Origin of the sequence: Rubrivirga sp. S365, from assembly GCF_032248475.1 — a bacterium.
GTDB lineage: Bacteria > Bacteroidota > Rhodothermia > Rhodothermales > Rubricoccaceae > Rubrivirga > Rubrivirga litoralis.
In genome coordinates this window covers 25,563-48,699 of the sequence record NZ_JAVTTN010000004.1, presented here as the reverse complement: position 1 = coordinate 48,699, position 23,137 = coordinate 25,563, and the positions used below count along the sequence as shown (strand labels likewise).

At 76.2% G+C, this 23,137-nt stretch carries 23 protein-coding genes; 8 read left to right on the top strand and 15 right to left on the bottom strand.

What is annotated here, in order from left to right:
* Positions 1-170 precede the first annotated feature (170 nt).
* The 3 genes from RQM47_RS16380 to RQM47_RS16370 all read right to left on the bottom strand — a co-directional run bounded on the left by RQM47_RS16380 (position 171) and on the right by RQM47_RS16370 (position 2,525).
* On the bottom strand, positions 171-650 hold the full coding sequence (locus RQM47_RS16380) for a hypothetical protein (RefSeq protein ID WP_314009724.1): 480 nt from the start codon (positions 648-650) through the stop codon (positions 171-173).
* 12 nt (positions 651-662) lie between these two features.
* Positions 663-2,075 (bottom strand): DNA primase, encoded by a 1,413-nt coding sequence (gene dnaG / locus RQM47_RS16375; protein ID WP_314009722.1) that lies wholly within the window; start codon positions 2,073-2,075, stop codon positions 663-665.
* A 63-nt stretch (positions 2,076-2,138) separates the two neighbouring features.
* The gene (locus tag RQM47_RS16370; RefSeq protein WP_314009720.1) at positions 2,139-2,525 is read right to left on the bottom strand and encodes a hypothetical protein; all 387 of its coding nucleotides are present in this window, start codon (positions 2,523-2,525) and stop codon (positions 2,139-2,141) included.
* A gap of 633 nt (positions 2,526-3,158) precedes the next feature.
* Here RQM47_RS16370 and RQM47_RS16365 point away from each other — a divergent pair.
* Positions 3,159-3,566 (top strand): hypothetical protein, encoded by a 408-nt coding sequence (locus RQM47_RS16365; protein WP_314009718.1) that lies wholly within the window; start codon positions 3,159-3,161, stop codon positions 3,564-3,566.
* Between the two features lie 55 nt (positions 3,567-3,621).
* Here the strand turns inward: RQM47_RS16365 and RQM47_RS16360 are convergent, their stop codons facing one another.
* From RQM47_RS16360 to RQM47_RS16305, 12 genes are all read right to left on the bottom strand, one after another.
* Positions 3,622-4,152 carry a hypothetical protein gene (locus RQM47_RS16360; RefSeq protein ID WP_314009716.1) on the bottom strand — a complete coding sequence of 177 codons (531 nt, stop codon included), beginning with the start codon at positions 4,150-4,152 and terminating at the stop codon, positions 3,622-3,624.
* Between the two features lie 283 nt (positions 4,153-4,435).
* Positions 4,436-4,792 (bottom strand): hypothetical protein, encoded by a 357-nt coding sequence (locus tag RQM47_RS16355; protein WP_314009714.1) that lies wholly within the window; start codon positions 4,790-4,792, stop codon positions 4,436-4,438.
* 456 nt (positions 4,793-5,248) lie between these two features.
* Positions 5,249-5,548, bottom strand: coding sequence for a hypothetical protein (locus RQM47_RS16350; RefSeq protein ID WP_314009713.1), 300 nt, complete (start codon positions 5,546-5,548; stop codon positions 5,249-5,251).
* Positions 5,549-5,611: 63 nt separating this feature from the next.
* A complete protein-coding gene (locus RQM47_RS16345; protein ID WP_314009711.1) occupies positions 5,612-5,881 on the bottom strand; it encodes a hypothetical protein in 270 nt (89 codons plus the stop codon).
* Positions 5,882-5,891: 10 nt separating this feature from the next.
* Positions 5,892-6,224: a hypothetical protein gene (locus RQM47_RS16340; RefSeq protein WP_314009709.1), complete on the bottom strand. Its 333-nt coding sequence runs from the start codon at positions 6,222-6,224 to the stop codon at positions 5,892-5,894.
* Between the two features lie 94 nt (positions 6,225-6,318).
* Positions 6,319-6,813 (bottom strand): JAB domain-containing protein, encoded by a 495-nt coding sequence (locus tag RQM47_RS16335; protein WP_314009707.1) that lies wholly within the window; start codon positions 6,811-6,813, stop codon positions 6,319-6,321.
* A 174-nt stretch (positions 6,814-6,987) separates the two neighbouring features.
* Positions 6,988-7,701 (bottom strand): hypothetical protein, encoded by a 714-nt coding sequence (locus RQM47_RS16330; RefSeq protein ID WP_314009705.1) that lies wholly within the window; start codon positions 7,699-7,701, stop codon positions 6,988-6,990.
* A 373-nt stretch (positions 7,702-8,074) separates the two neighbouring features.
* Positions 8,075-9,547 (bottom strand): DUF6166 domain-containing protein, encoded by a 1,473-nt coding sequence (locus tag RQM47_RS16325; RefSeq protein ID WP_314009704.1) that lies wholly within the window; start codon positions 9,545-9,547, stop codon positions 8,075-8,077.
* 139 nt (positions 9,548-9,686) lie between these two features.
* Positions 9,687-13,097: a strawberry notch-like NTP hydrolase domain-containing protein gene (locus RQM47_RS16320; RefSeq protein WP_314009702.1), complete on the bottom strand. Its 3,411-nt coding sequence runs from the start codon at positions 13,095-13,097 to the stop codon at positions 9,687-9,689.
* A gap of 196 nt (positions 13,098-13,293) precedes the next feature.
* Positions 13,294-14,361 carry a hypothetical protein gene (locus RQM47_RS16315; protein ID WP_314009700.1) on the bottom strand — a complete coding sequence of 356 codons (1,068 nt, stop codon included), beginning with the start codon at positions 14,359-14,361 and terminating at the stop codon, positions 13,294-13,296.
* Between the two features lie 56 nt (positions 14,362-14,417).
* Entirely contained in the window at positions 14,418-15,251 is an 834-nt protein-coding gene (locus RQM47_RS16310) for a hypothetical protein (protein ID WP_314009698.1), read from the bottom strand.
* Entirely contained in the window at positions 15,248-15,913 is a 666-nt protein-coding gene (locus tag RQM47_RS16305; protein ID WP_314009696.1) for a hypothetical protein, read from the bottom strand. The genes RQM47_RS16310 and RQM47_RS16305 overlap by 4 nt, the downstream gene beginning before the upstream one ends.
* 354 nt (positions 15,914-16,267) lie before the next feature.
* Between RQM47_RS16305 and RQM47_RS16300 the strand changes: the two genes are divergently transcribed.
* The 7 genes from RQM47_RS16300 (at position 16,268) to RQM47_RS16270 (ending at position 23,091) form a co-directional block, all read left to right on the top strand.
* Positions 16,268-17,119 carry a ParA family protein gene (locus tag RQM47_RS16300; RefSeq protein WP_314009695.1) on the top strand — a complete coding sequence of 284 codons (852 nt, stop codon included), beginning with the start codon at positions 16,268-16,270 and terminating at the stop codon, positions 17,117-17,119.
* Between the two features lie 11 nt (positions 17,120-17,130).
* Complete coding sequence (locus tag RQM47_RS16295) at positions 17,131-17,532, top strand: hypothetical protein (RefSeq protein ID WP_314009694.1); 402 nt, start codon at positions 17,131-17,133, stop codon at positions 17,530-17,532.
* Positions 17,529-18,083, top strand: a complete 555-nt coding sequence (locus tag RQM47_RS16290; RefSeq protein ID WP_314009691.1) for a S26 family signal peptidase — start codon at positions 17,529-17,531, stop codon at positions 18,081-18,083. Before RQM47_RS16295 ends, RQM47_RS16290 begins: the two co-directional genes overlap by 4 nt.
* A gap of 147 nt (positions 18,084-18,230) precedes the next feature.
* On the top strand, positions 18,231-18,839 hold the full coding sequence (locus RQM47_RS16285) for an ECF-type sigma factor (protein ID WP_314009689.1): 609 nt from the start codon (positions 18,231-18,233) through the stop codon (positions 18,837-18,839).
* 35 nt (positions 18,840-18,874) lie between these two features.
* Positions 18,875-21,505: a serine/threonine-protein kinase gene (locus RQM47_RS16280; RefSeq protein ID WP_314009688.1), complete on the top strand. Its 2,631-nt coding sequence runs from the start codon at positions 18,875-18,877 to the stop codon at positions 21,503-21,505.
* Between the two features lie 124 nt (positions 21,506-21,629).
* On the top strand, positions 21,630-22,607 hold the full coding sequence (trbB, locus tag RQM47_RS16275) for a P-type conjugative transfer ATPase TrbB (RefSeq protein ID WP_314009686.1): 978 nt from the start codon (positions 21,630-21,632) through the stop codon (positions 22,605-22,607).
* A 145-nt stretch (positions 22,608-22,752) separates the two neighbouring features.
* Positions 22,753-23,091 (top strand): TrbC/VirB2 family protein, encoded by a 339-nt coding sequence (locus tag RQM47_RS16270; RefSeq protein WP_314009684.1) that lies wholly within the window; start codon positions 22,753-22,755, stop codon positions 23,089-23,091.
* The last annotated feature ends 46 nt before the right edge of the window (positions 23,092-23,137 follow it).

The window sequence follows — 23,137 nt, the reverse complement described above, 5'->3', positions numbered from 1 at the left end:
ATTTACGCCGCACCTCCGACCGCCCCCTCCTTGGTGGACCCAGCACGCCGTGTGGCCGACCGGCCCGGCCCGCCATGCGCTCCGGCGGTGGCGGGGGCACGGCGCTCCCAGGCGCATGACCGGCAGAGGCCCAGAGCGGAGGGGCGCCGAGCGCCCCGGAGTGGGGCCGTCTAGGACCCGGCCGCGGAGCGGCTCCCTCGTGGAGCGGTCCTCTCGCCCAGCGGTTCGGGCACCCGGTCCAGGACCGCGCGGGCGAGCACCTCGGCGCTCTCGACCGGGTATTCGTCGCCGAGCCGGGCGCGCATCCCGGCGTGCCGGAACCGGGCCGCCTCGGCCACGGCCTCGTCGAGCCCGCGGCGGCCCGCGTGGCGGCTGAACCGCTCGGCCCCGAACCCTCCGATCGCGGGGAGCTCGGCCTGGACGACCCGGTATTCGGCGGCCCCCTTCGTCGACGTCGTGACGCGGACGCCGAGCCCGGTCTCCCCGAGCAGCTGGCCTCGCGCCCGGCGGTCGCCCCCGATCGTGCCCATCCTCCGAGCGGCCTCGGCCCGGCTCAGCGTGACGGCCCCGTCGGGGAGCCGGCCGGGCTCGGCCGGACCGGGCTCGTCTGGATCCGTCGTAGGGCCGACGGACTGCGTCTTCTGAGGCATGGGCGGGGAGGGTTACGCGGGCACGGGGGCAGGTACGGGAGCGGGCACCAGGGCGGGTTCGGCGGCCGCCCCCCACCCGAGGGCGGCCTCGACGGCCCCCGGTCGCATCCCCGAGACCTCCGCCGTCCGCTGGAGGTAGGCCTCCCGGGTCAACGGGTCGACGACGCCCTCGATCGCGCGGACCACGGCCCGGACGGCGTCGAGGTGGCCCTCGACCGTCTCCCGCCCCGCCCGGACCGCCTCGTAGACGTAGGTCACCGCGTCGGTGGCCCGGGCCTCGAGGGCCGTCTGGGCGTCGGCGACCTCGGCCGCGGCGGCCAGGTACGACGCCGGGTCCTCGCCCTCGGGGAGCGTGGCCACGCGCGCCCTCAGCCCGGCGGCCAGCGCCGTCCGAACCGCGTCGACCGCGCCGGCCAGGCCGCCCGCGTCGGCGTCGTACACGACGAGCACGCGCTCGCCGAGCCGCCGGAGCGCGGCGGCCTGCTCGGCCGTGAACGCCGTCCCGCCCGCGGCCACCGCGCTCGTGACCCCGGCCTGGTGGAGGGCGAGGACGTCGGCGTACCCCTCGACGAGGACGGCCTGGCCGGACCCGAACGCGCTGCGCCGGGCCTGGTGGAGCCCGAAGAGCGCCTCGCGCTTGTCGTAGCCGCACTCCTCGCTGGTGTTCACGTACTTCGGGCACCGGTCGTCCTGGGCCGACCCGGCCCGGTCGAGCCGGCGTCCGGCGAACCCGAGGACGTGGCCCCGGACGGGGTCGAGGACGGGGAACACGATCCGGCCCCGGAACACCTCGTAGTAACCGCCCCCCGCCCTCCGGCTCTCGCGCACGAGCCCGGCGGCCACGAGGTCCTCGAGCGCGACGCCTTCGAGGGCCGCCGCGGCCGCGAGCGGGGTGGGCGAGGCGGCCAGCCGGGCCGCCCGGGCCTCCCCCTGCCGCGGGGCGTACCCGACCCCGAACCGCCGGAGCACGGGGGGGGCGAACCCCCGCCGGCGGAGGTACACCCGGGCCGGGGCGCCGGCCTGGGACTGGGCGAGCTGGCCGTGGTAGAACCGGCCCGCGAACGCGAGCGCCCGCCGCCGGCGCTCGGCCGGGCCGTCCGGGGCCACCACGCCCGGGCCGCCGTCGTCGTGGGGGAGGTCGACGCCGCCGACACGGGCCAGCTCGCGGACGGCCTCAGGGAAGCTTAGCCGCTCGCGCTCCTGGAGCAGGTCGAGGTGGTCCCCGGCCTTGCCGCAGCCGAAGCACTTGAACTGCCCGCGCTCGTCGTCGACGCGGAAGCTCGGCGTCCGCTCCTCGTGGAGCGGGCAGAGCCCGAGGAGCGCGCCGCCGCCGGCCGGGCGGAGGTCGGTGTAGCGGGCGGCGAGGTCGGAGAGCCGGACGGCGCGCTTGGAGGCGTCGACGGCCTCTCGGGGGAAGGATCGCATGGGTCTGGGGGTCTGGGGTGGTGTCGTCGGGGGCGGCCTCGGGAGGGCCGAACCCCGAGCGCCTTAGTGCTCCTCGTCCTCGGCCGGGACGACGAGCCCGAGCTCGCCCGAGTAGTCGAGCCCGGCCACGACGGGGACGAGCCCGCGGCTCCCGGCCGGGCGCATCTCGTACCCCAGCCGGAGCACGGTCCGGACGGGGACCGCGAGGAGCAGGGCGTCGACGTCGGAGTCGAGGACCGGCGGGTCGGCCTCGTAGAGGAGGCGGCCGAACCGGCCACGCACGTCCTCTCGGCGGACGGCGAGGACGCTGTGGCCGCCGTCGGCGAGGTAGACGTGCCACGGGGCGAGGTCGTCGGGGAGGACGCCGGGGTAGGGCCGGGCGACGACCGGGAGGCCCTCGAGGTCGGCCGGCTCGACGCCGTAGAGGGTCCGGGGGTCTCGGAGGCTCATGGGTCCGCGGGGCGCGCTGGGGGGCGTCGGCTGTTGGAGGGGGGTGGGGCCGGCATCTCGAGCGGTCCCTACTCGCCTTAATATAGCTCTTTCGGTACACGAAATCAAGCGTAACGCCTCCTTACGCAAGGTTTATCGGCCCCGCCGTCCACCGAGCGCCCCCCCCGCCGAGGACTGGGGAGCCCCCGGCCTGGGGGGCATAGGTGCGCCTTTTCAGGCCCGGCGGAGGGGGGGGCAAAGCGGACCGACGGTCCGCGGGGCCGCGCGGAGCCACGGGCACCCCGGCCCCCCGTGGGGGCCGGGGGCGCATGGCGAGCACGGAGGGAGGCGGACCCCCCGGTCCGTCCGACCGGCCCTTGCCGCCCCCGGAGACGGGACCCACCTTGTGCGCGCCCCCCAGGCACGGACAACACGCGGCCCGTAGGGCCGTCCTCGGAGCCCGCCCGGGCGACCCCGCGCCGAGAGGCGCCTGCCCTTCGGGCTCGGCCGCGGCGGGCCGGGCGCGAGGGGTGCGTCCCGGACGTCGCCCCCCGTTGGAACGTGGGGCGAAGGGGGCACGCCGTCCGGGGGCCTAGTTTGTCCAGGACGCGCCGGACACCCCGCCCCCTTTGCGCCTCCCCTCCCCCCCGCCCCATGCCTGACAAGGAGACGGCCGTGTTCGCCGCCGGCCGCTACGGGCTCATACAGCCCCGGCGGACCGTGACCGCCAAGGTCATCGTCGAGCTCGGGCTCGCGCTCGTGGACGACCCCGGCTGGCGGCCGGGGTTCACGGAGGTGTGGGACCTCCGGTTCGCGCCCGTCGTCGACCTCGTCCCGGCCGACGTCCCGACGATGCTGGACCTGGAGCGCCGTACGAAGGAGGCGCTCGCGGGGAGCGCCACGCTCATCGTGACGGCGAAGCCCCTGATCTTCTACTCGGTCAAGTTCTACGCCCGGCTCGCGCGCCCCTTCGGCCGCGAGGTGACGGGGCTGGAGACGGCGGCCGAGGCCGCGGCGGCCCTGGGCGTCGACGTGCTCCCCGACCTCCACCCCCGGCCCTGAGCCCGCCGGGTGGGTCCCGGCCTCCCCTGGGAGGCCGGGCTCGGGGGGCCGCCCCTCAGTAAGTCCCCGCGATCTCGTCGGCCGCGAGCCCGGCGAAGTACAGCTCGGTCATCGCGTCGGGGATCGGCGTCCCCGGCTGGAAGTCGGGGTCCGACACGAGGTGGACCCACGGCGAGCCCGGCCCCTGGGCGTCGACCGCGGCCGAGCCCGCTCCGGCCAGCGAGTGCCGGTCCCACACGGCCCTCAACGCCCCGTTGGCGACGACGTCCGACGCCGGCGGCGGGGGGTCCTCGGCGAACCGGCCCGTCTCGGGGTCGAACGACCGGAGGGGCTCGGCCCGCTCGCGGCCGAGGGCGGCGTGGAGCGCCGGGATCATGACGCCGCGTCGCGTGGCGACGGCGGGGTCGGCGAGGATCGGCCGGTCGTAGAGGGCGAGCGAGATCCCGTGGGCGACGTAGACGAGGTGGCCGACCTCCGGCCCGGTCACGGGTCGGGGCGGGACGACGGCGCCGTCGGCGTCGACGCCGGTGGAGCTGGCGGCTCGGATGACGGCGTTGGCGAGCGAGCGGGCGGTGTAGGTCGTCATGGCCGTGGGGGCTGCGTGGAGCGGATGTTAGCGTCCGGCGGCCGGGCGCGCTCCCCCCCCCCGCGCTCGGCCGTCGGGCGCAGCCCGGCCGCGACGACGGCCCCCCGCCCGCCCCGGCGGGCCGCCCGTCAGGGCGGAGTGCGCGCGGCGCGCGCGGGGGGGGTCCGAGGAGCGGCCGCCGTGGGGACCGCCGGCGCCCCGGCCGAGCTCGGGTGGCCCGACCGGGGCGCCGGCCTGGGAGACGGCCCGCCGACGCCGGAGCGCCGACGGGCCGTGCTGTGGCCTACTCGGTCCGGCCCCGTCGCCGGGTCTTCAGGAGCACGAGCGTCGAGGACCACACGACGCCCAGGTAGAACGCCGCGGCCGCAACGACGACCGCCGGGCTCACGCCGAACGCGACCCGGTCGTCCGCGGTCACGGTGACCGAGGAGGCCAGCGCGAGGACGGTGACGAGCCCGACGCAGAGGACGACGAGCCCGACGTAGAGCGAGGCGCGCATGGCCTCGTCTCCGGGGTCCTCGTCCGGTTCCTGGGACCGCTTGAGCCGGTAGAACGTGAGCCGCTCGGCCTCGGTCCCGTGGAGGAGCGTGCGCTCTTCCTCGGCCGTGAGCGTCATGGTGAACTTCGGTGACTTCGACATGGTGTTGCCTCAAAGGCTGCTTATGCAAGACGAACGGCCCGACGCGTGAACGCTGGGCCGCCCGGAGCGCCGACGGCGCACCCCTTTAAGCCGCCCCCGCGCGCACCGGGGGCAAGGTGGAGCCGGGCCGCGCGCACAGCGACCGTCAGAAACCCCTCCCCGGGGTTTCTGTCGCAGCGCGCGCACGGGGGCCGGACGACCTTGCAGGGCCGTCTTCGGCCCGGCCCCGGGAGCACGGGGGGTAATTTGTAAAGAGCGCCGCCGCCCCCTTCCCCCCACTCAGGGCACCCGCCGGCTCTGCCGGCCCGGGGACCTGGGCCGCGCCCGCGGCCTCCGTCCACCGGCCGTCGGCCCGTCGGGGCGAGCCCTGGGCGTGAGGGCGGGGCGGAGGCCCCGCTGCGCGCCCCGGGCGAGGCGCGGCGACCGTGCCCGGACGGGTCGAACTCGGGGCCGGGCTCAGCCGCCGGCGAACAGGTCCGTCTGCGTCGTTGGTGGGGACGCCTGCGAAACCGCAGGCGCCGCCCTACCGACGCAGTCGTGGCCGTAGAACCCCCGGTCCTTCGCGGCCAGGTCGCGGGCCGCGTGGAACGGGACGAACGGGCCGGAATGCCCGGAGGGCCGGCGGCAGTAGGACCCGGCCCTCGCCCCGCAGTCGGGGCAGGCGACCTCGAACGGGGGGTCCTGGGGGTAGCGCTGCCCGCAGTCCCCGCACGAGACGGGGACGCCGGGCTTGGCGGCAGCGAGGAGCGCACTCATGGGTCCACCGTTGCTTGCGGCCCCACCGTCGCCACAGGGCGCGAGACGGCGGACCGGACGGCGTCAGACGTCGTAGGCGTTGGTCCCGCGGCTCTCCGTCGTCCACTCGGCCAGCCCCCACTCCGTGGGGCGCCCGCCGAGCACGGCGTCGAGGACCATGTCGAGCATGACGTGGGGCTCGGGGACGTCTCCGGGGTCGGCCGGGTCGTCGACCGCGAACGCCTTGTCGGCGTCGGGGACGAGCGCGCGCCAGGCCCGCTCGAGGGCGTCGGCGTCGGCGAGCTGCCACGAGTAGTGGAGGTCGATGTGGAGCCGCTGTTCGGGGTTGGGCATGGGGTCGGGGCTAGTATTCGGAGGGGAGGAGGACGGTGGTCGACGAGCGGTCGGCCTCGGTGATGACCCAGATCCGTCCGGCCCGGGTCTCGTAGGACGAGAGCACGCGGCCGTCGCCGTCGTCGGCGGCCCGGTCGTTGGCGCGGGCGTCGTGGGCCGAGAGGTCCCCCCAGTCCCCGCGCCGGTGGCGGTGGAGGAGGGCGACGACGTTCACGCCGTGCTCGCGGGCGGCGTCGAGCGCCCCGGGCGTCGCGACGACGTGGCCGAGGGGGAGGAGGGCGGTCCGGGTCCGGCGGTCGGTCCGGGACGGGCGGTCGGTCTGGGACGGTGAGACGGTGCTCATGGCGGTGTCGGGAAAGGTTGGGGGTCCCCCGGGGCGGGGGCGTTCGCCCCCCGGCGCGCCCGCCCCGGGGGACCCCGGCCGGGCGCGCCCGGCCCTACATGAGCCCGCGCTCGGCGAGGCTCGTGAACCCGTGGTCGAGCACGATCAGGTGGTCCATGACCGGGATGCCCATGACCCTCCCGGCCTCGACGAGCTGCTTCGTGACGGCCACGTCCTCCCGGCTCGGCTCCGGGTTCGAGGAGGGGTGATTGTGCGCCAGGATGACGGAGGCCGCGTTCGCCAGCACGGCCGCCTTGAACACCTGGCGCGGCTCGACGATGGACGCGGCGAGCCCCCCGACGGAGGCCACGTGGATGCCGGTGAGGGTGGACGCAGTGTCGAGGAAAACGACCACAAACTCCTCCCTATCACGGTCCTCGAAGTACTCCGACAGCACGGCCGCCACGTCGGCCGCCGTGCGGACCTGGTCGCGCGTCGCGAAGGCGAACGTCCGCTCGCGGACGAGCCGCGTCGTGACGAGCGGGACGCCGGAGAACAGGGCGTCGCGGTAGGCGCCCTTGAGGGCGGGCGGGGCGGTCGTGGTCGTCATGGGTGTCGGCGGACGGGCGTCCGGTCGTCGCTCCACACGGGGTCCGACGGCCGCGGTGGGAGCGCCCCCGTCGGCCGTCGCCCCCAGCGGACGGCGGGGGCGCCCCGGGCTCGGCGCCCCCGCGCCTCCCCCCCACCCCTCGCGCCCTCGGTCGGGGCCGCCGGCCCCGTGGGGCTACCGGCCCCAGTCGTCGTCGGGCTCGGTCTCGCCGTAGGGGTCGGTCTCGCCGGGGTCCCCGTGGCCGCCGGCCCTCGTGCTCAGCGTGTCCCGGTAGCTCGCCCGGTACGCGTACGGGCTCTCCTCGGCCTCCGCGTGGGCCTCGGCCCAGGCCCTCCGGTCGTCGGCCCAGTCGAGCCACGCCGCCGCGGCCTCGTGCGCCCGGCTGACCGCGACGTGGACCCCCTCGGCCCGGCCATCATCGGCCGGGATGCCCCCGGTCACGTGGTACCGGAGGACCGGGCCGGTCCCGTACGCGTCGGCCTCCAGCCGGATGAGGGGGGCGACCCACAGGGCGTCCTTCGCCGGCAACCGGCCCAGGTACCGCTTCTCGGTCTGGGTCCCGGTCCGGTCGGCCACTTCGAGGAAGAGGCGGACCTCGTCGGCCGTCGGGTCGTCGGGGTCGACCTCGTGGACCCGCGCGACGACCTCGGGGTACCGTTCCCCGCGCGCCGTGCGGTCGGCCAGCTCGGCGAGCCCGCCCGGGGCCGTGTCCTCCAGCGTCGTCGGGAATACGAGGCCCTTCGCGCGCATCCCGAGGCTCGCGCTCAGCGCGTGCTCCTTCGTGTGGTACGGGCTGAACGCCGGGCACGACGCGCGCCGTAGCGACCGAGCGAACCGTTGCCAGGTCCGGGCTTGGGCGTAGTACGGGCGGGAGTAGGTACGGGGCATGACGGGGCCTCCTGAGGAGGGTCTTGTGATCGGCCCCTGTGCCACCGGGACCCGTGTGGTCCCCGCAGCCAGCGGCTTAAAAAAAAGCCAACAGGCATAAAAGCGGGCACGAGTCAAGGTGGAGCCGGCCGCGCGCACAGCGACCGTCAGGAACCCCTCTTCGGGGTTCCTGTCGCAGCGCGAGCACGGGGCAGGACGACCTTGACGCGGCCCGTTTTTACTGCCTAATTTGTCTAGAACCGCTGCCACCACCGCGCCGCCCCTGCCGGCGCGGCCCCGCCGCGCCGGCAGGGAGACCCGCGGGGCCGGAGGCCCCTTCCGTCCTCCTCCCCCCCGGGCGGGGCGTCCCCAACGGGCGGGGTGGCCCCGGCGCTCAGAGGGCGCGGGCTCGGCGAGGCGGCGGGGCGCCCTGGCCCCGGGCGCCCCGCCGTCGGGCGCCGTGGTGCTCGGCCCAGGCCCGGACGTCGGCGGCGCGGAGGAGGCCGCCCTCGGCGGGGACCGACCCGACGACCTCGGCCTTGAACCGCTCGTAGAGCGCCTCGGCGTCGCGCTCGCCGACGAGGGGGCGGAGCACGCTGAGCGCGAGGTCGGACGGCCCCGACCCGAGGTACCCCCACTCGATCCCGGTCGGCGAGTGCCGGACGACGTGGGGGACCGAGGCGTGGGCGACCCCCTCGAGCGTCCGCCAGAGGACGACGTCGTCGGGCTCTCCGGTCAGCGACTCGTGCTCGGGGCGGACCGGGACGGTCACGGGGGGCGGAGCGGGCTCGACGAGCCGGAGGGCCGCCCCGCCCGGCTCCGCCTCGGCCGCGCGGGCGGCCGCGCGCGCCAGCGCGCGGCCGACGTCGACGAAGGCGACGTTGCACCCGAGCCGGTAGTCGCCCCCGCCCGTCACACGCGTGAGCCGGAGCCCGAGCCCGTGGGCGAGGAGCGGCCGGACCCACGCGGCGTGCTTGGGCTGGACGCCCCCGAGCGCGGCCCCGCCGTGGGAGACCTCGATGGCGCCCTCGGTGGCGCGGAGGTCGAGCCGGGTCCACCCGTCGCCGAGCGCGTCTCTCGCCGCGGCGGCGAGCGCGCCCTGGTGGCACGACGTGCCGACGAGCTTGGACGGGACGGCCAGCGACGGCGTCCCGTGGTGGACGCTGAACGCGCAGGCCCCGAACGCCTTCGCGTCGAGCGTGGACGGGCGCATCCGCGAGCGGTCGGCCGCGAACGCGCGCCAGGCCTCGGCCTCGCGGGCGAGCCGCCCGGCGCGGAGCTCGGCGTTGGGGACGGGGGTCCCGGCCGTCGTGCGGGTGGTGTGGGCGGTCGCGCGGTCGGCCGCGCGCGGGGTCGCGTGTGTCATCGGGATCGGGGCCTCCCCCGGTCGTGGTGAGACGGCGTGCGGGTCGGTCCCGCACCGCCGGGTTAGGGGAGCGTCGAGGTCGGCCGCCGCGCGCGCGTGGCCGTCGGGGTCGCCGACCGCCGACGGGAGCCCGGCGCCGGCGTCGTCGTGGCCGGCGAGGTAGGCGGGGAGGTCGAGCCCGTATTGGCGCCGGAACCACGCCGCGTGGGCGGCCTCGCTCGCGTGGTGGTCCCGCCAGGAGAGCCCGGCGAACAGGCCCGGCGCCGGCCGGCGGACGACGCGCCGGCCGTCCCAGACGGGCCGGGCGTCGGTCCGGTAGACCCACTCCGCCAGAGGCCCCTGGTCGTACCCGTCGGCGAGGCAGGCGTCGTAGCCGGCCTGGTAGGACGCGCCCTCGTGGGGGTCGCCCCAGCGGTCGTCGTCGGGCGCGGGCCGGCACCGGCACGTGGTCCGGGCGCACCCCGGGCAGAAGTCGCTCGGGTCGGGGAGGGGTCGGGGCATGGTCCCGGGGTTCTCAGGTGGGCTTCGGACGGCCCCCAGCCGTGTGCTGGGGCCGCTCCTCACCCGAGGGGAGCGGTCCCAGCACGCCCCCAGAGGCCTCCCCCCAGGGCCGCCCTCCAGGGCCGCCCCCCAGGGGGGCTCAGGCGGCCCGGCGCGCCGGGCCGGTCACGCCGACGACGGGCCGGTGGGCCGTCACCGCCCGGAGGACGGCGGCCGCCCGGTCGCCCCAGGGGACGAAGAACCGCGTCCTGAACGAGTGGACCTCCGCGAACACGCCGTCGGCCTCCAGCTCGCCCAGCACCGCGTAGTCCGGCCCGACGAGCTCGATCCGCCGCTCGTGCGCCACCACGCGCCGGCGGAGCGTCCAGCCGTTGGCGAGGTCGGCCTCGGACCCGCCCATGACCGCGTCGGCCAGGCCCCCGGCCGTGATCTCGACCGGCTCGGCCGCGCCCAGCGCCGTGAGCGTGGCGTCGAGGTGCTCGTCCGCCACGGCCCGCCCGATCATCCGCTCGCCGCCGTCGGTCTGGACCCGGTAGACCCGGGGGTGCCCGGCGATCCGGTCCCAGACGGGCAGGACGGTCCCCGTGACGAGGTGGACCGGCTTGGTGTAGGTGTCCGGCGCGTCCGCGATGGCCTGGACCCAGAGCGCCTCGGCCTCGGTCGTCGTGACCGGACGGTGCCCGCCCTCGGACCCCGGCTTGTGCACGTCCTGCTCGTCCATGAGCCGGTTCGACCGCACGCCGACCCGGCGCACGCGCTGCACGATCCGGCCCGCGTCCGTCGTGCGGCTCCCCGCTCGGACGAGCGCGTAGGGCCGCTCGCTCACGGTGTTCTGGACGAACCCCATCCAGTAGCTCCCCCGCTGGGCCTCTTTGGCCAGGTCCCACACCTCGCCCCACCCGAGGACCTCCGTCCGCCGCGTGACGTCGAGCGTGACCACCTGCGTCGTGGCCCCCGACCGCTCGTGCGTGTAGACCTTGCGCTCGCCGGTCTTCACGACGGCCAGGCCCCGGATCGTCTCGACGCCCACGTCGAGCGTCCCCGCCTCGCGCGCGGCCTCCGTCGCGTCCTGGAGGTAGCTGTACCACGAGTCGAACACGGAGTCCATGTCGCCCGTCCGGAGCGAGAGGAGCCGGTTGAGGAACTTCGGGACGTCGGGGACGGCGCCCGCGTTGAGCTGTCCGTCCTCGTCCAGCACCTTGATCCCCATCTGGTCCTCCACGAGCGCCACCGTGACGCCGGACGCCGCCGCACGGCCCTCGCCGCGGTAGAGGTCCACGAACCAGTTGTAGAGGCTCGCCGCGGACAGCGGGGTCTCCAGGTTGAACTCGCTGGAGAGCAACCCCTGGCTCGCCGTCTGCCGCTGGCCCTTGGTCAACGCCCCGAGCTGGTCGAGCCGCCGGGCGATGGTGGAGAGGAACCGGCGCTGGGCCTTCAAATTGGTGGTCACGAGCACGAGCTCCGGCGCGCACGCCTGGCCCGCGCGGTGGACCCGCCCCATGCCCTGCACGCACCGGGCGCTGCTCCAGCCGGGCTCGACGCAGTAGAGCACGCGGCGCTGTTGGTTCTCGACCGCGAGGTCGGCGTGGTAGCTCCGGCCCGTGCCCCCGGCCTGGCTGAACACGAGCACGCGCCGCTTGCCGGCCATGAACTCGTCGGCCTCGGCGTCGCAGGTCCTCCGGGTGCGGCGCTCCTCGACCACCTGCTCGACGCCGTCGACGGTCTTGGTCACGAACCGGCGCCCGCGCCCGGTGACCTCGGCGACCGCCTCCGGTCCGAAGTGGGCCACGACCTGGTCGAGCACGCCGTGGGGGACGTTGACGGACCCGACCTGGACCATGAGCCGGTCCCGGGCGCGCACCGCGTCGGGGGACTCGACGAAGTCGCCCGCCGCGCTCCGTACGGGCCGCGAGCGGACGCGCCCGTCGTCGTCGCGGTACTCCTCGTAGAGCGTGGTCGGGAAGCTGGCCTCGACGAACTGCATGAGCTGGTCCCGGGGCGTCACGTCGAGGTCCCGGAGGTCGTCGCCGTCCTTGACCGCCTTGGCGTACGCCCGCTCGGTCGCGGCCTCCATCGTGGACACGAGCTGGACCACGCACGACTCGCCGGCCGCGAGCTTGGCCTCCATGTCGCGGATGAGGCTCGGGGCCGCCATCGAGACGAGGACGTGGAGGAAGAACCGCTGGTGGGCGCCCCAGAACTGGCTGTAGGCCGTCGCTTTGGCCCGGCCGTTCTTGTCCCCGCCCGTCACTCCGAGGGCGTCCTGGATGTTGCGGAGGACGACCTGCCACGCCTCGGCGCACCGGTCGTAGACGGCCGCCTGGTGGGGCTCCAGGTCGTGGACGAGCGTCCGGTAGCCGACGCCGTCGTAGGAGACGGACCGCGCGAGGTAGAGCCCCATCGACTTCAGGTCCTTCGCCACGAGCTCCATCGCGGCGATCCCGCCCGCGCTCACCTTCTCCACGAACGACTCGACGGTCGGGAACGGGGTGCCCCGGCCCCAGAGCCCGAGACGGGACGCGTAGGCCAGGTTCGAGACCTCCGTCGCGCCGGTCGCGCTCGCGTAGACCACGCGCGCGTTGGGGAGCCGCTCCTGGAGGTCGACCACGGCGAGCGCCCGCTGGGACGCCCTCTTCACGCCGCGCCCGCCCGGGGTGTCCAGGGCGCTCGCGGCGTTGTGGGACTCGTCGAAGACGATGACCCCGTCGAAGTTCTCTGCGCCCTCCGCCCCGGCCATGCCGGAGAGCCAGGACACGACCTGCTCGGTCCGGTCGGCCCCGACCTCCACGCCGTCCTTCTCGCGCGGCTTGCCCTTGAGCGTGTCGTAGCTCGCGAAGCACACGCCGGTCGCAAAGGGGATCGGCCCCTTGCAGGCGCCGAGGTCGAAGAGGAAGTCGGCCGGCCCCCCGAGCGCCGTCCAGTCGCGGACGGCGTCGCGCATGAGCGACTTGTTCTCGGACACCCAGAGGGCGCGGCGGCGCCCCTGGAGCACGTTGTCGAGGATGACCCCCGCCGACTCGCGCCCCTTCCCGACCCCCGTGGCGTCCCCGATGAAGAACCCCTGGCGCGGCCCCCGGCCCCCCGCCTCGCCCGGCAGGTGCTCCGCGTGAGCGGACCCGGCCCGGGCGACGGTCTCCAGTTGGGCGTCCGAGAGGTGCCCCCCGGTCACGAGGTGGGCGGGCAGGACCGGGCGGTACTCGCACTCCGGCGCGACGGCGGCCGCCATCGCGGCCGACTCGACGAGCCGCGTGGGGTGGCCCTTCGAGCCGGGCACCCGGACGGCCGGCCGGTAGGCGTCGAACACGCTGGCCGTGAGCGCCCCGGTCTGGAGCGTCCGGACGGCGGCCTCGACGCGGAGCGGGAGGGCGCCCTCGAACGGCCACGTGGGCGTCTCGGGACGGGCCGCCGAGGCGGCGGCGTCGTGGTCCGGCGCCACGCGCGGCGTGGCGCGGAGGGCCGGCGGCGCGAGCGTGGCCACGCGGGGCGCCAACATGGCGAAGAGGTCGAGCTGTTCGGTGTCGGGAGCGACTCGGGGAGCGGAGGGGGCCACGGTTTTTCGGGCTAAGACGGAGGTTCGGAGCCCCACCGGAGTGCCGGTGGGGGCTCCGGCCCGTCGCGGTGACGGGCTCGCCCAACGGCCCGTCACCGCGACGGAGAGGAGCCGGCACGCCGTCCCCACCCCGCTCCCCCGCCGGCCTGGGCACCCCGGGGCCGCCCCGCAGTAGCCGAGCTCACCGGCCCCGGACTCACCGGCCCCGGACGGGGGCCAGAGCGCGGACGGCCCCGGCCACGTCGTCGACCGCCCCCTCCACCAGGGCTCCCCCCTCCCCGGCCCTCCGACCCGCCCCCCCGCCGTCCGGGCCGTCGCGGTCGACGACGAGGACCCGCGTGCGGACGGACGTCCCGTAGGGGCGGTAGACGGCCCCGCCGACCTCGACGTCGGCCCGGAGCCGGAACGGGTCCCGGTCGATGGCCCCGAAGAACTCCCGGTGCGTGGGCTTCCCCCTGCGGACGCCCGCGCTCAGCACGGCCACGAGGCGGCCGCCGGCGTCGAGCCGGCGGAGGGCCTGGAGCACGTGGTCGGTCCCCACCGTCAGGACGCGGCGGCGGCCGAGCCGCCCGGCCGTCTGGGAGAACGGGGGGTTCATCAAGACCACGTCGGCCCGGACCTCCGGCGGCAAGATGGCGTCGAGGTGGTCGGCGTTCTCGCGCGTGAGCGCGCCCGGAGGGGGACCCCCGGGGTCCCAGCCCGTCTCCTCCAGGAGGACGGCGAGGAGGTCGGCCCGCCGGTCCGAGAGCTCGTTGGCGTGGACCGAGGCCCCGGCCGCGAGCGCGAACGCGCACAGCGAGCCGGTCCCGGCCGAGGGCTCGACCACCCGGTCCCCGGCGCGCACCCCGCTCACCCACGCGCAGAGACCGGCGTAGGCGGCCGGCGTCGAGAACTGCTGGTAGTCGTTCTGCTCCACCGTCCGGCGCGTCTGGCTGGGGAGGAGGGCCGAGAGCCGCTCGACGTCTGCGAGCACGTCGCCGGCGGCCCCGGGCTCGGGGGGCAGGCGCCCGACGGTGCGGACGAGGTGGAGGTGGAGCCCGAGCTCGGCGGCGTCGTAGGCGTCGCGGGGCGTGAAGGCGCCCTGGGCCAGCGTGCCGCCGTGGGCCTCGGCGGCCCACGCGAAGAGGGCGCCCGCCGGGAGCGGGCGCGCGTCGGCGACGGCGCCCCGGACACGGCGGGCGAGGGCGGCGGCCGGCCCGTCGCCCGGCGTTACGGGAGCGGGCTCAGGGGCGGTCGGGGCGGCGGGCGGATCGAAGAGGGTCATGGGGGGGGTGGGGGTGGTGTTCGCCCCAGGACACCGCCCCCACCCCCCCCCCCTCCTCAGCCCTCCTGCTCGCACTCGACCAACGTGGGGACCGCCCCGATGCCCAGGAGTTCGGCCGCCTCCTGTTCCGTCTTGCACACGACGATCGACCGCCCCAGCGGGCGCATGAGCTTGGCGTACAACCGGGCCGAGAACGTGAGCGCCCGCCGCCGCGGCACCACGATGAGAGTGCGGGAGCCCGACAGGTCCTGCTTCGTCTCCAGTTCCAGGCTCATCAGCCGACCCATGTCCGACGGGTGCAGGACGGTCTCGTCAGCGAACCGGAGGTCCCAGACCTCGGTGAACCCCGGTCGCCAGTCGGGGTCGGCGAGGACGGCACGCCCCGCGGCCACCCAACTGTCGGCCCCGAGCCTCCCCCTCGGTTGGACGAGGCCGTACCGGTCCGCCGGGAAGACCGCGACGCAGAGGGCGACCTCTTCCGGCGCCCCCCGCTCCCCGTTCTGGAGCCCGATCCCAGGCCCCACGAACTCGCGCCGCGCCCGGCACACCCCCGACGCGTCGCAGAGGGCGAGCTCGACGTCGGCGTCCCACAGCCTCTGCGGCCGCTTCCACTCGGCCGGTCCGATGTCTATGACGGCCTCGGCGTGCCCCGTCCCACCGCGTTCGCCGACCTGGAGGAGCAGGACGGACTCGGCCCCCCTCCGGTCTTGGACCCCGAGCCCGACCGGGCCGTGTTCGACGGCGGCGACGTGGTCCGCGGTCGGCTCGTCGACCCTCAGTACGACCTCGAACCCGCCGATACCGGCGAACGCCCGGGCCTCCCCCGTCTTCAGGTCGGCCGTTTTGAAGTAGCTGGGGACGGTCTCGCCTACGGTGAACGTGTGCGTCATGGGGAGGAGGAGTTGCGGACCTTCGCGAGTCGGTCGAAGAGGGGGGGGCCGTAGAAGGCCGCCCCGCACTCGGGGCACACCGGCCGGCCGTCGGCGCCGGCCCCGTAGTCGCCGGCGTCGACGGCGGCCCCGCACGAGGGGCACGGGAGCGGCCGGGCGTCGAGCCACTCGACCATCCGTGGCCCGGCCACGCGCTCGAACTCCGCTCGGCGCACGGGGTCCGGGTCGTCCGCGAGGCCGTCGCCTGCGAGCTCCCCGAACGTGGGCCGGGTGGGGAGGGGCGGGGACGGCTGCGGAGCGCCCACGGCTCGGCTCAGGAACTGGCGGACGTCCTCGCCCCCGCCCGCGTAGACCCGCCGGGTGAACCGGTCCAGGACGACGTGGGGTTCGGGGTCGCCCTTCGAGGCGTCCGAGCTCAGCGACGGCCACACGGACGGGTGGTGGGACCACGTCTGGAACGGCCCGTGGTAGCCGACCCGCTCCGCGAGCCCGTCCCCGACGACGGGTCTCCCGTCGAGCCGGAGGTGGAACGAGACGTACCGCCGGTCTCCAGAGTAGCCCACGAGCGCCTCGAAGTGCGGAGGCGCCTCGACCACCCCGCCCCCGAGGGCGGGGAGGGGGGTCAGGCGGTGGCGGTCGGGGTCCGGCGTGGTCGGTCTCATTGCGGGGGCGGGTCCCTGTCGGCCCCGTTAGGATAACGAGGCGCAGCGGGCGTCCCCTCTGCGGGCGACCTCGGGGCTCTGCGCCCGAAACGCCACGGCCTCCGTATTCGTCTCGTAACGCCGCCCGAGCCACTGGCCGCCCCCGTACACTGGACCGCTGCCCGGGTGCCCCCTGAGGCCTCACGGGGGCCTCTCGGGGGCCGTGTGGGTCCGGCCCGCGCCGCACGGGGAGGACGGGGCTGGCGCGACGGCTTCTCGAGTTACTTCAAGTAACTTTGCACTAGCACCGAGATGGCTTGCAGTTCCTGAAAGTTACTAGTTACTTTCGGCGCCCTTAGACCCGCCCCCCCGACCATGCAGACGATCGCGTTCACGAACCAGAAGGGGGGGGTGGGCAAGACCACCTCGGCCGTCACGCTCGCCGCCGCCGCGGCGGAGCGGGGCGTCGACGTGCTCGTGGTCGACCTCGACTCCCAGGGGTCGGCCACCGAGCTCCTCGGACCCGACGCGCCCCCCGCGGCCGGCGTCGCCGACGTGATCGGGACCGGGCCGGACGAGCGCGGCCGCGACGTGCCCCCGGCCCGGTGGTCCGACGTGGTCCTCACGGCGCGGGAGCCGGGCGACGTCGCCCCCGGGTCCGGGAGGGTCGACCTCCTCCCGGCCACGGACATGCTCGTCGCGTCCGAGGAGCACCTGTACTCGACGGGCGACCTCTGGGCGGTCGGGGCCGTCGTCAGCGGGATCCGGAAGACGGGCCGGTACGGCCTCTGCGTCCTCGACTGCCCCCCCGCCGTCAGCCGGCTCTCCGTCAACGCCGTGGCCGGGGCCGACCTCGTCGTCGCCCCGGCCACGCTCTCGTCCATGACGATCCGGGGGATCGAGCGGCTCCACCAGCTCGTCGAAGTGGTCCGCGACGACCTCGGCGAGGCCCCCCGGGTCCTCTACCTCCCGTGCGCCGTCGACGCGCGGTACTCGGAGACCCGCCGGCTGCTCTCCGAGTTCGAGGGCGCCTTCGGGGAGTACCCGGGGGGCGACCTCCTCCCGGCCGTCCGCACGAGCTCCGCGGCCGGCCTCGCCTTCGCCCGGCGTCAGACGGCCGTCGAGTACCAGCCCGACGGCCGTCTGGCCCAGGACTACCGGGCGGTCCTAGGCGTGCTCGCCGAGAACGGGGCCGTCCACCTCCCGGCCACCGCCCCCCTCGCCTGACTTCCACCCCCGTGCCGAACGACCCGAAAGACAACGCCTTCAGCCGCTTGTCGAAGCCCGCCCCTGGGCTCCGCCGGACGGCCGCCCCCCGACCGGCGCCGCCGGACGCCGCCCCGGGGTCCGGGACCCCGGAGCGTCCGGCCGGGGCGGCGTCCAGCCCTGAACAGGGGAAGAAGAAGAAGAAGCCAAAGAAGGAGCCGAACCGGGGCAACTACAAGGGGGGCGGGATCTACGCCTTCCAGGGCAGGGACACCAAGAAGCTCATCGTCTACGTCGACCCCGACGTCCACCAGGCGGTCAAGGTGGCGGCCGCCCAGCGCGGCGTGACCATGAGCGAGGTGGTCGGCGGGGCCATGCGCACGGGCGGGTTCGGCGGCTCCCCGACGTCGTCGGCCGACTCCGAGGCGGCGTGAGCGCGCCCCGTTCCCCGGCCCGACGACGCGCCCTCCGCCTCGCGGCCCGGTCCTCCCTCGCCCTCGGCGTCGTCCTCCTCGCCGTCGCGCTCGTCGCGCACGTGGTCGGCGTGCGGTTCAACTACACCACGAGCCTGCCCCGGGGCCTGTACCTCACGACGGCGTTCGACCCCGCGGCGGCCCACCGCGGCGAGCTCGTCGCCGCGTGCCCGTCCGAGGAAGCGGCCGAGGCCGTCGCGGAGTACCTCCCCCGTGGGTCGTGCCCGGGCGGGGTCATCGAGCTCGCCAAACGGCTCGCCGCGGTCCCCGGCGACACCGTCGTCCTCGACAGCTCGGGGGTGTGGGTAGCGGGCCGGCTGCTCCCGGACAGCGCCCCGCTCTTCTACGACCGCCGGGGCCGCCCGCTGTACCCCCGCCTCGGCCGGTTCGACCTCGGACCCGGCGAGTACTGGCTCTTCTCGAACCGGGTCCGGACGTCGGTCGACTCCCGCTACGTCGGCCCCGTCTCCGACGTGCGGTCGGGGCTCCGGCCGCTCCTCGTCGAAGACTGAGGCCCTGGGACAAGCCCCTTTGTTTCACACCCGAAGGCGCCCCCGCCCCCACAGGAGTACACAAAACGCCTATACAAGCCCAAAGTGGCTTGTGAGACGGGCGCCCGTGTGTTACAATGGCGTCCCACGAACGCACTCCGAGGACGAATGAGCCGCACTGGAGACCTCGACGCGACGACGCGGATCAAAGGCCGCCCCGGGAGCACCCCCTGTCCCGTCGCGAGGGCGGCGAAGCAGGGCGGGAGCGGGAACGTCTACGACCGGCTCCGCCGGATCGCCGGCGGCCTCCACCGGAACGAGCACGCGCTCACGGTCGGGGCGACCGGCCTGGTCCACGAGGCCCTCCTCCGCGCGGGGACCGACGTGCTCTCCGACCCCACGGCCCACCAGGGCGCCGTGTGCCGGGAGATGGGCCGGGTCGCTGTGGACCGGGCGAGGGGCCGCAACGCGCTCAAGCGGTGGGGGCGGCTCGTCCGCGACGACCGGACGCCCCTCGACGAGATCAACGTGGACCCCGAGCACGAGGGCCGGGCCGCCGACGGGCTCGACCTCCGGCTGGCCCTCGACCGCCTCGAGGCGGTCAGCCCCCGCCTCCGCGACGTCGTCCGCCTCCGCTACGAGCTCGGCCTGAGCGAGGAGGAGGCCGCCCAGTCCCTCGGCGTCACCGCACGGACCGTCCGCCGCGACTCCGTCAAGGCCCGGGGGCTCCTCGCCCACCTCGTCGACGGCGGCCCGGCCGGCCGGACCCTCGACTGAAGCCGGGCCTCCGCGCGCCGACAACCAGCCCGCCCATGTCGACTCCAACAGCAACGACGGACCCGTGGCTGGAGAACGAGTGGGACGCCGTAGAGGACGCCTTCGACGCCGTCTACGCCCTCCCGGAGGGGGACCGCGAGGCGGCCGTCGACGCGCTCCCCGACGGCCCTGTCAAACGGGGGGTCCTCGTCCTGTTCGCGGCCGAGCCCCCCCCGCCCGCCCCCCGACCCCGGCGCGGTCACGTGGCGCTCCCGAACGGGACGCCGCTCGGGAGGTTCGTCGTCCGCCGCCGGGTCGGCGAGGGCGGGACGGCCGTCGTGTTCGCGGCCGAGGACCCCGTGCTCGCTCAGAAGGCCGCCGTCAAGGTCCTCTCGTCGGAGGACCCCGACGACGCCCGTCGGTTCGCGCGTGAGCAGGCGCTGCTCGCCCCGCTCGACCACGAGGCGGTCCCGACGCTCCTGGACTCGGGCTCCACCCCCGACGGCCGCCCCTACTTCGCGATGGAGCTCGTGCACGGCGTGCCGATCACGGCGTTCGCCCGGTCCCGGTCGCTCGGGACCGTCCGGCGCCTCGAGCTCTTCGCGCTCCTCTGCGACGCCGTCCGCTACGTCCACCGCCGCGGCGTGGTCCACCGCGACGTCAAGCCGTCGAACGTGTTCGCGTCCGAGGAGGACGGCCGCCTCCGCGTCCACCTCCTCGACTTCGGCGTCGCGAAGCCGCTCACCGACTCGGCCCGCGGCCCGGCGGGCGGCGGGCTGACAGGAGCCGGGGTCGCCCCGGCGACCCCGGCCTACGCCGCCCCGGAACAACGGGGCGGCCGGTCCACGACGGGGACCGACGTGTTCGCCCTCGGGCTCGTCCTCTACGAACTCATGACGGGCGAGAGGCCGGTCGACGTCCGGGAACGGCGCGGAGCCCCGTCGGCCTCCGTGGACCTCGGCGTGGGGCGGGGCGAGGCGTGGGCCATCGACACGGTCGTGGAGCGGGCCATCGACCCCGACCCGGGCCGCCGCTACGCCTCGGCCGACGACCTCCTCCGCGACGTCCGACGCGTCCTCGGGGGGCGGTCTCCGGCCGGGGCCGGTCGGGGCTGGGCACCGGCCGCCCTCTGGTTCGGCGGCCGGCGCGTCGGGCTCGCCGCCGCCGCCCTCGCCGTCTTCACCTTCGTCGTCGCCCTCGCCCTCACCGACCGGCGCTGGCGGTCGTCGGCCGAGGCGGCCTCGGCCGCCCAGGACCAGGTAGTCGCGGTGGCCACCGACGTCGTCCGGTCCCAGCTCCCGGCTGGTCCGGAGGGCCGGGAGTTCCTCGTCGGAGCCGCTGAGGCCGCGCGCGACGGCCTCCGCGACGCCCCGGAAGCGGAGGCCGACCTCGCCCTCGCCATCGCGGACCAGCTCGCCGCTCGGGGCGCTTGCGGGGAGGCCGTCCCCCTCTACGGCCGGGCCGTCCTGCTCCGGTCGGCGACGGACCCCGACCACCCCGTGGCGGTCGCCGGGTACCGGGGCCAAGCCCGGTGCGCGGCCGGTCCCATCGGGACCGGGTCGGCGTCCCAGGCCCGCCGGGCGGCCGAGCACGCGGAGCAGGCGCTCGCCCTCGCCCGTTCCCGGTACGGCCCCCGGAGCGCCGTGGCCGCCGCCGTCGCCGTCGACCTCGCGCTCTACCTCGTCCTCGCCGGCGACCCCGTCCGCGCCGCGGACGTCCTGGCCTCGGCCGAGGCCGCCCTCGCCGTCGCCGGGTCCGACCCCCGGGGGGAGGCCCGGCGGTTCCGCCGGGTCCAGGAACGGGCGGGGTCGTCCGACGCCGCCTTCCCGGACGTCGCGGGCGAGGACGGACCGGCCCTCACACGAGCGAGGGCCGGGGTGGTCGCGGCCGTCGCCCTCATGGCCCGGGCCGCCTACGGCCCCGCGGCCGCCCGGGCTCGGCGGGCGGTCGCCCCCCTCGTGTCGTCCGGCGGCGCCCCCGGGATGGCCCGGCGGACCGGCCCCTGGGCCGAGACCGTGGCGTTCGGGCTCACCACGGGGGCCGAGGCCCTCCGCCGGGACGGCGAGCTCGGGCCGGCCCTCGACGCCGCCGAGCGAGCCACCTCGGTGCTCGCGCTCCACTTCGGCGAGGGCGACCCCAGGACCGTGCGGGCGCGGGCCGCGAGCGCGGCGCTCGCGGCCGAGCGCGGGGCGGACCCCGACGCCCAGTTCTACGCCGTCGTCCGGGGGGCCGAGGCCCTCGGCGACGACGGGCTCCTCGGGGCCGTGCTCGCGGCCCAAGGATGGGCGTTCGTGGAGGCGGGCCGCTCGGCCGAAGCCCGGTCCGCGCTCGAACGCGCCGTCACCGTCGGCCAGGGCGCCGAGCCCCGGCCCACGTCGCGGGCCTACGCCGCGCTCGCGGACCTCGACCGAGCGGTGGGCGACGTGGCCGGCGCCCTCGACCGCTCGGAGCGGGCGGTCGAGCTCGCCCAGGCCCTCACGCCGTCGGTGGGCCTCTCGCTCGGCGCCCTCCTCACGGCGACCGTCGCCCGGGCCGACGCGCTCCTGGCGGCGGGCCGCCCCTCCGAGGCCGTCGGCGTCCTCGGCCCCGTCCTCCGTGCGGCCGAGTCGGCCCCGGGCGGGGCGGCCCGGCCGTCCACGATCGACCGCGCACGGGGCGTGCTCCGCACGGCGACCGAGAGGGGCTGAGGGGGCTCGTAAGGGGGCCGCAAAAAAAAGTGGCCGGGGCGTGTCCGGTTTGGGGCCGGTCCTCCGCCCTACGCGAAATGAGGCCCCCCTGTCCGGTCGGCCCGCTCGCCCCGCTCCGCCCCCCGTGACGACTACGCCCCCCGAGAACGCTACGGACGAGAAGGAGGCCCGCTACCGCACCCTCATGGAGCGGTACCTCGGCCCCGACGTCCTGGAAGCCTTCGCCGACGACGACGTCACCGAGGTCTACGTCAACGCCGGCGACGCCGTGCTCCGCGCCGACACCCACTCGCGCGGCAAGGTGTCCCTCGGCGCGACCCTTCAGGGGGAGCAGGTCGAGCAGTTCCTGAACGCCGTCGCCGCCCTCCGGGGCGACCGCCTCGGCCCGACGGCCCCCTCGGTCCAGGCCGAGCTCCCGGTCGAGACGTTCGGGGGCGCCCGGCTCCAGGGGTTCATCGCCCCCGTCGTGCCCCGCGCCTGCTTCGTGATCCGCAAGCCGGCCCGGCTCGTGTTCGCGCTCGACAGCTACGTCGAGCACGGGACGATGACGGCCGCCCAGTGCCAGGCCGTCAAGGACGCCGTCGGCGACCACCAGAACATCCTCGTCTGCGGCGGGACGGGCTCGGGCAAGACCACGCTCTGTAACGCGGTCTTGCTGGAGATGAGCGAGCAGTACCCCCGCGAGCGGGTCGTCGTGCTCGAGGACACGGGCGAGCTCCAGTGCCGGGCCGAGGACCACCTCCAGCTCCGGACGTCCGACGACGTCTCGCTCTCCGACCTCGTCCGGTTCACGCTCCGGTGCACGCCGGACCGGATCGTCGTGGGCGAGGTCCGCGACGAGGCCGCGCTCCACCTCCTCGACGCCTGGGCGACCGGCCACCCCGGCGGGTGCGCGACGGTCCACGCGACCGACGCCCGCGGCGCGCTCCGCCGGCTCAACCGGCTCGCCATGCGCGCCCAGGTCCCCCCCCAGCACGAGCTCGTGGCCGAGGCCGTCGGGGTCGTCGTCGTGATCCAGGGCGGCAACGAGGGCCGCCGCGTCCGCGAGCTCGTCCGCGTCGGCGGCCACGACGGCGAGCGCTACGTGCTCCACCCCACCTGACCTCCCAACCGGGGACGCCCGCCCACGCGCTGGACCGCTACGGCCTCGGGCCACCAACGGTCCGGCGCGTCCTCCACCCCCCGCCGGGGACGCCCGGCACCACCAGCCCTCACGGGTAGCTCTCATGAACACTCTCTCCCCCTCCATGAAGGACTCCACGCAGGACCGCGACGCCCGTAACCGGGCGCTCTTCCGGGGCCTCATCGCCCTCGCGGTCGGCCTCGTCGTGTGCGGCGACGCCGCCGCCTCCGGCGGCGCGGCCATGCCGTGGGACGGACCGCTCCAGATTGTCGCCGACGCGCTCACCGGCAACACGATCCGGCTCGTCGCGGTGATCGCGCTGGCCGCGGGCGGCATCATCTGGGCCTTCACGAAGAACGAGGAGGGCGTCAAGCGGATCGCCCAGGTCGTCATGGGCCTCGGCGTCGCCATCGGCGCGGCGTCGTTCGCCGCGACGCTCGGGATCTCCGGCGCCGCCTTCTAGGCGCCCCCCCAGGACGCCCCAGGGGTGGGGCTCCGGCCCCACCCCC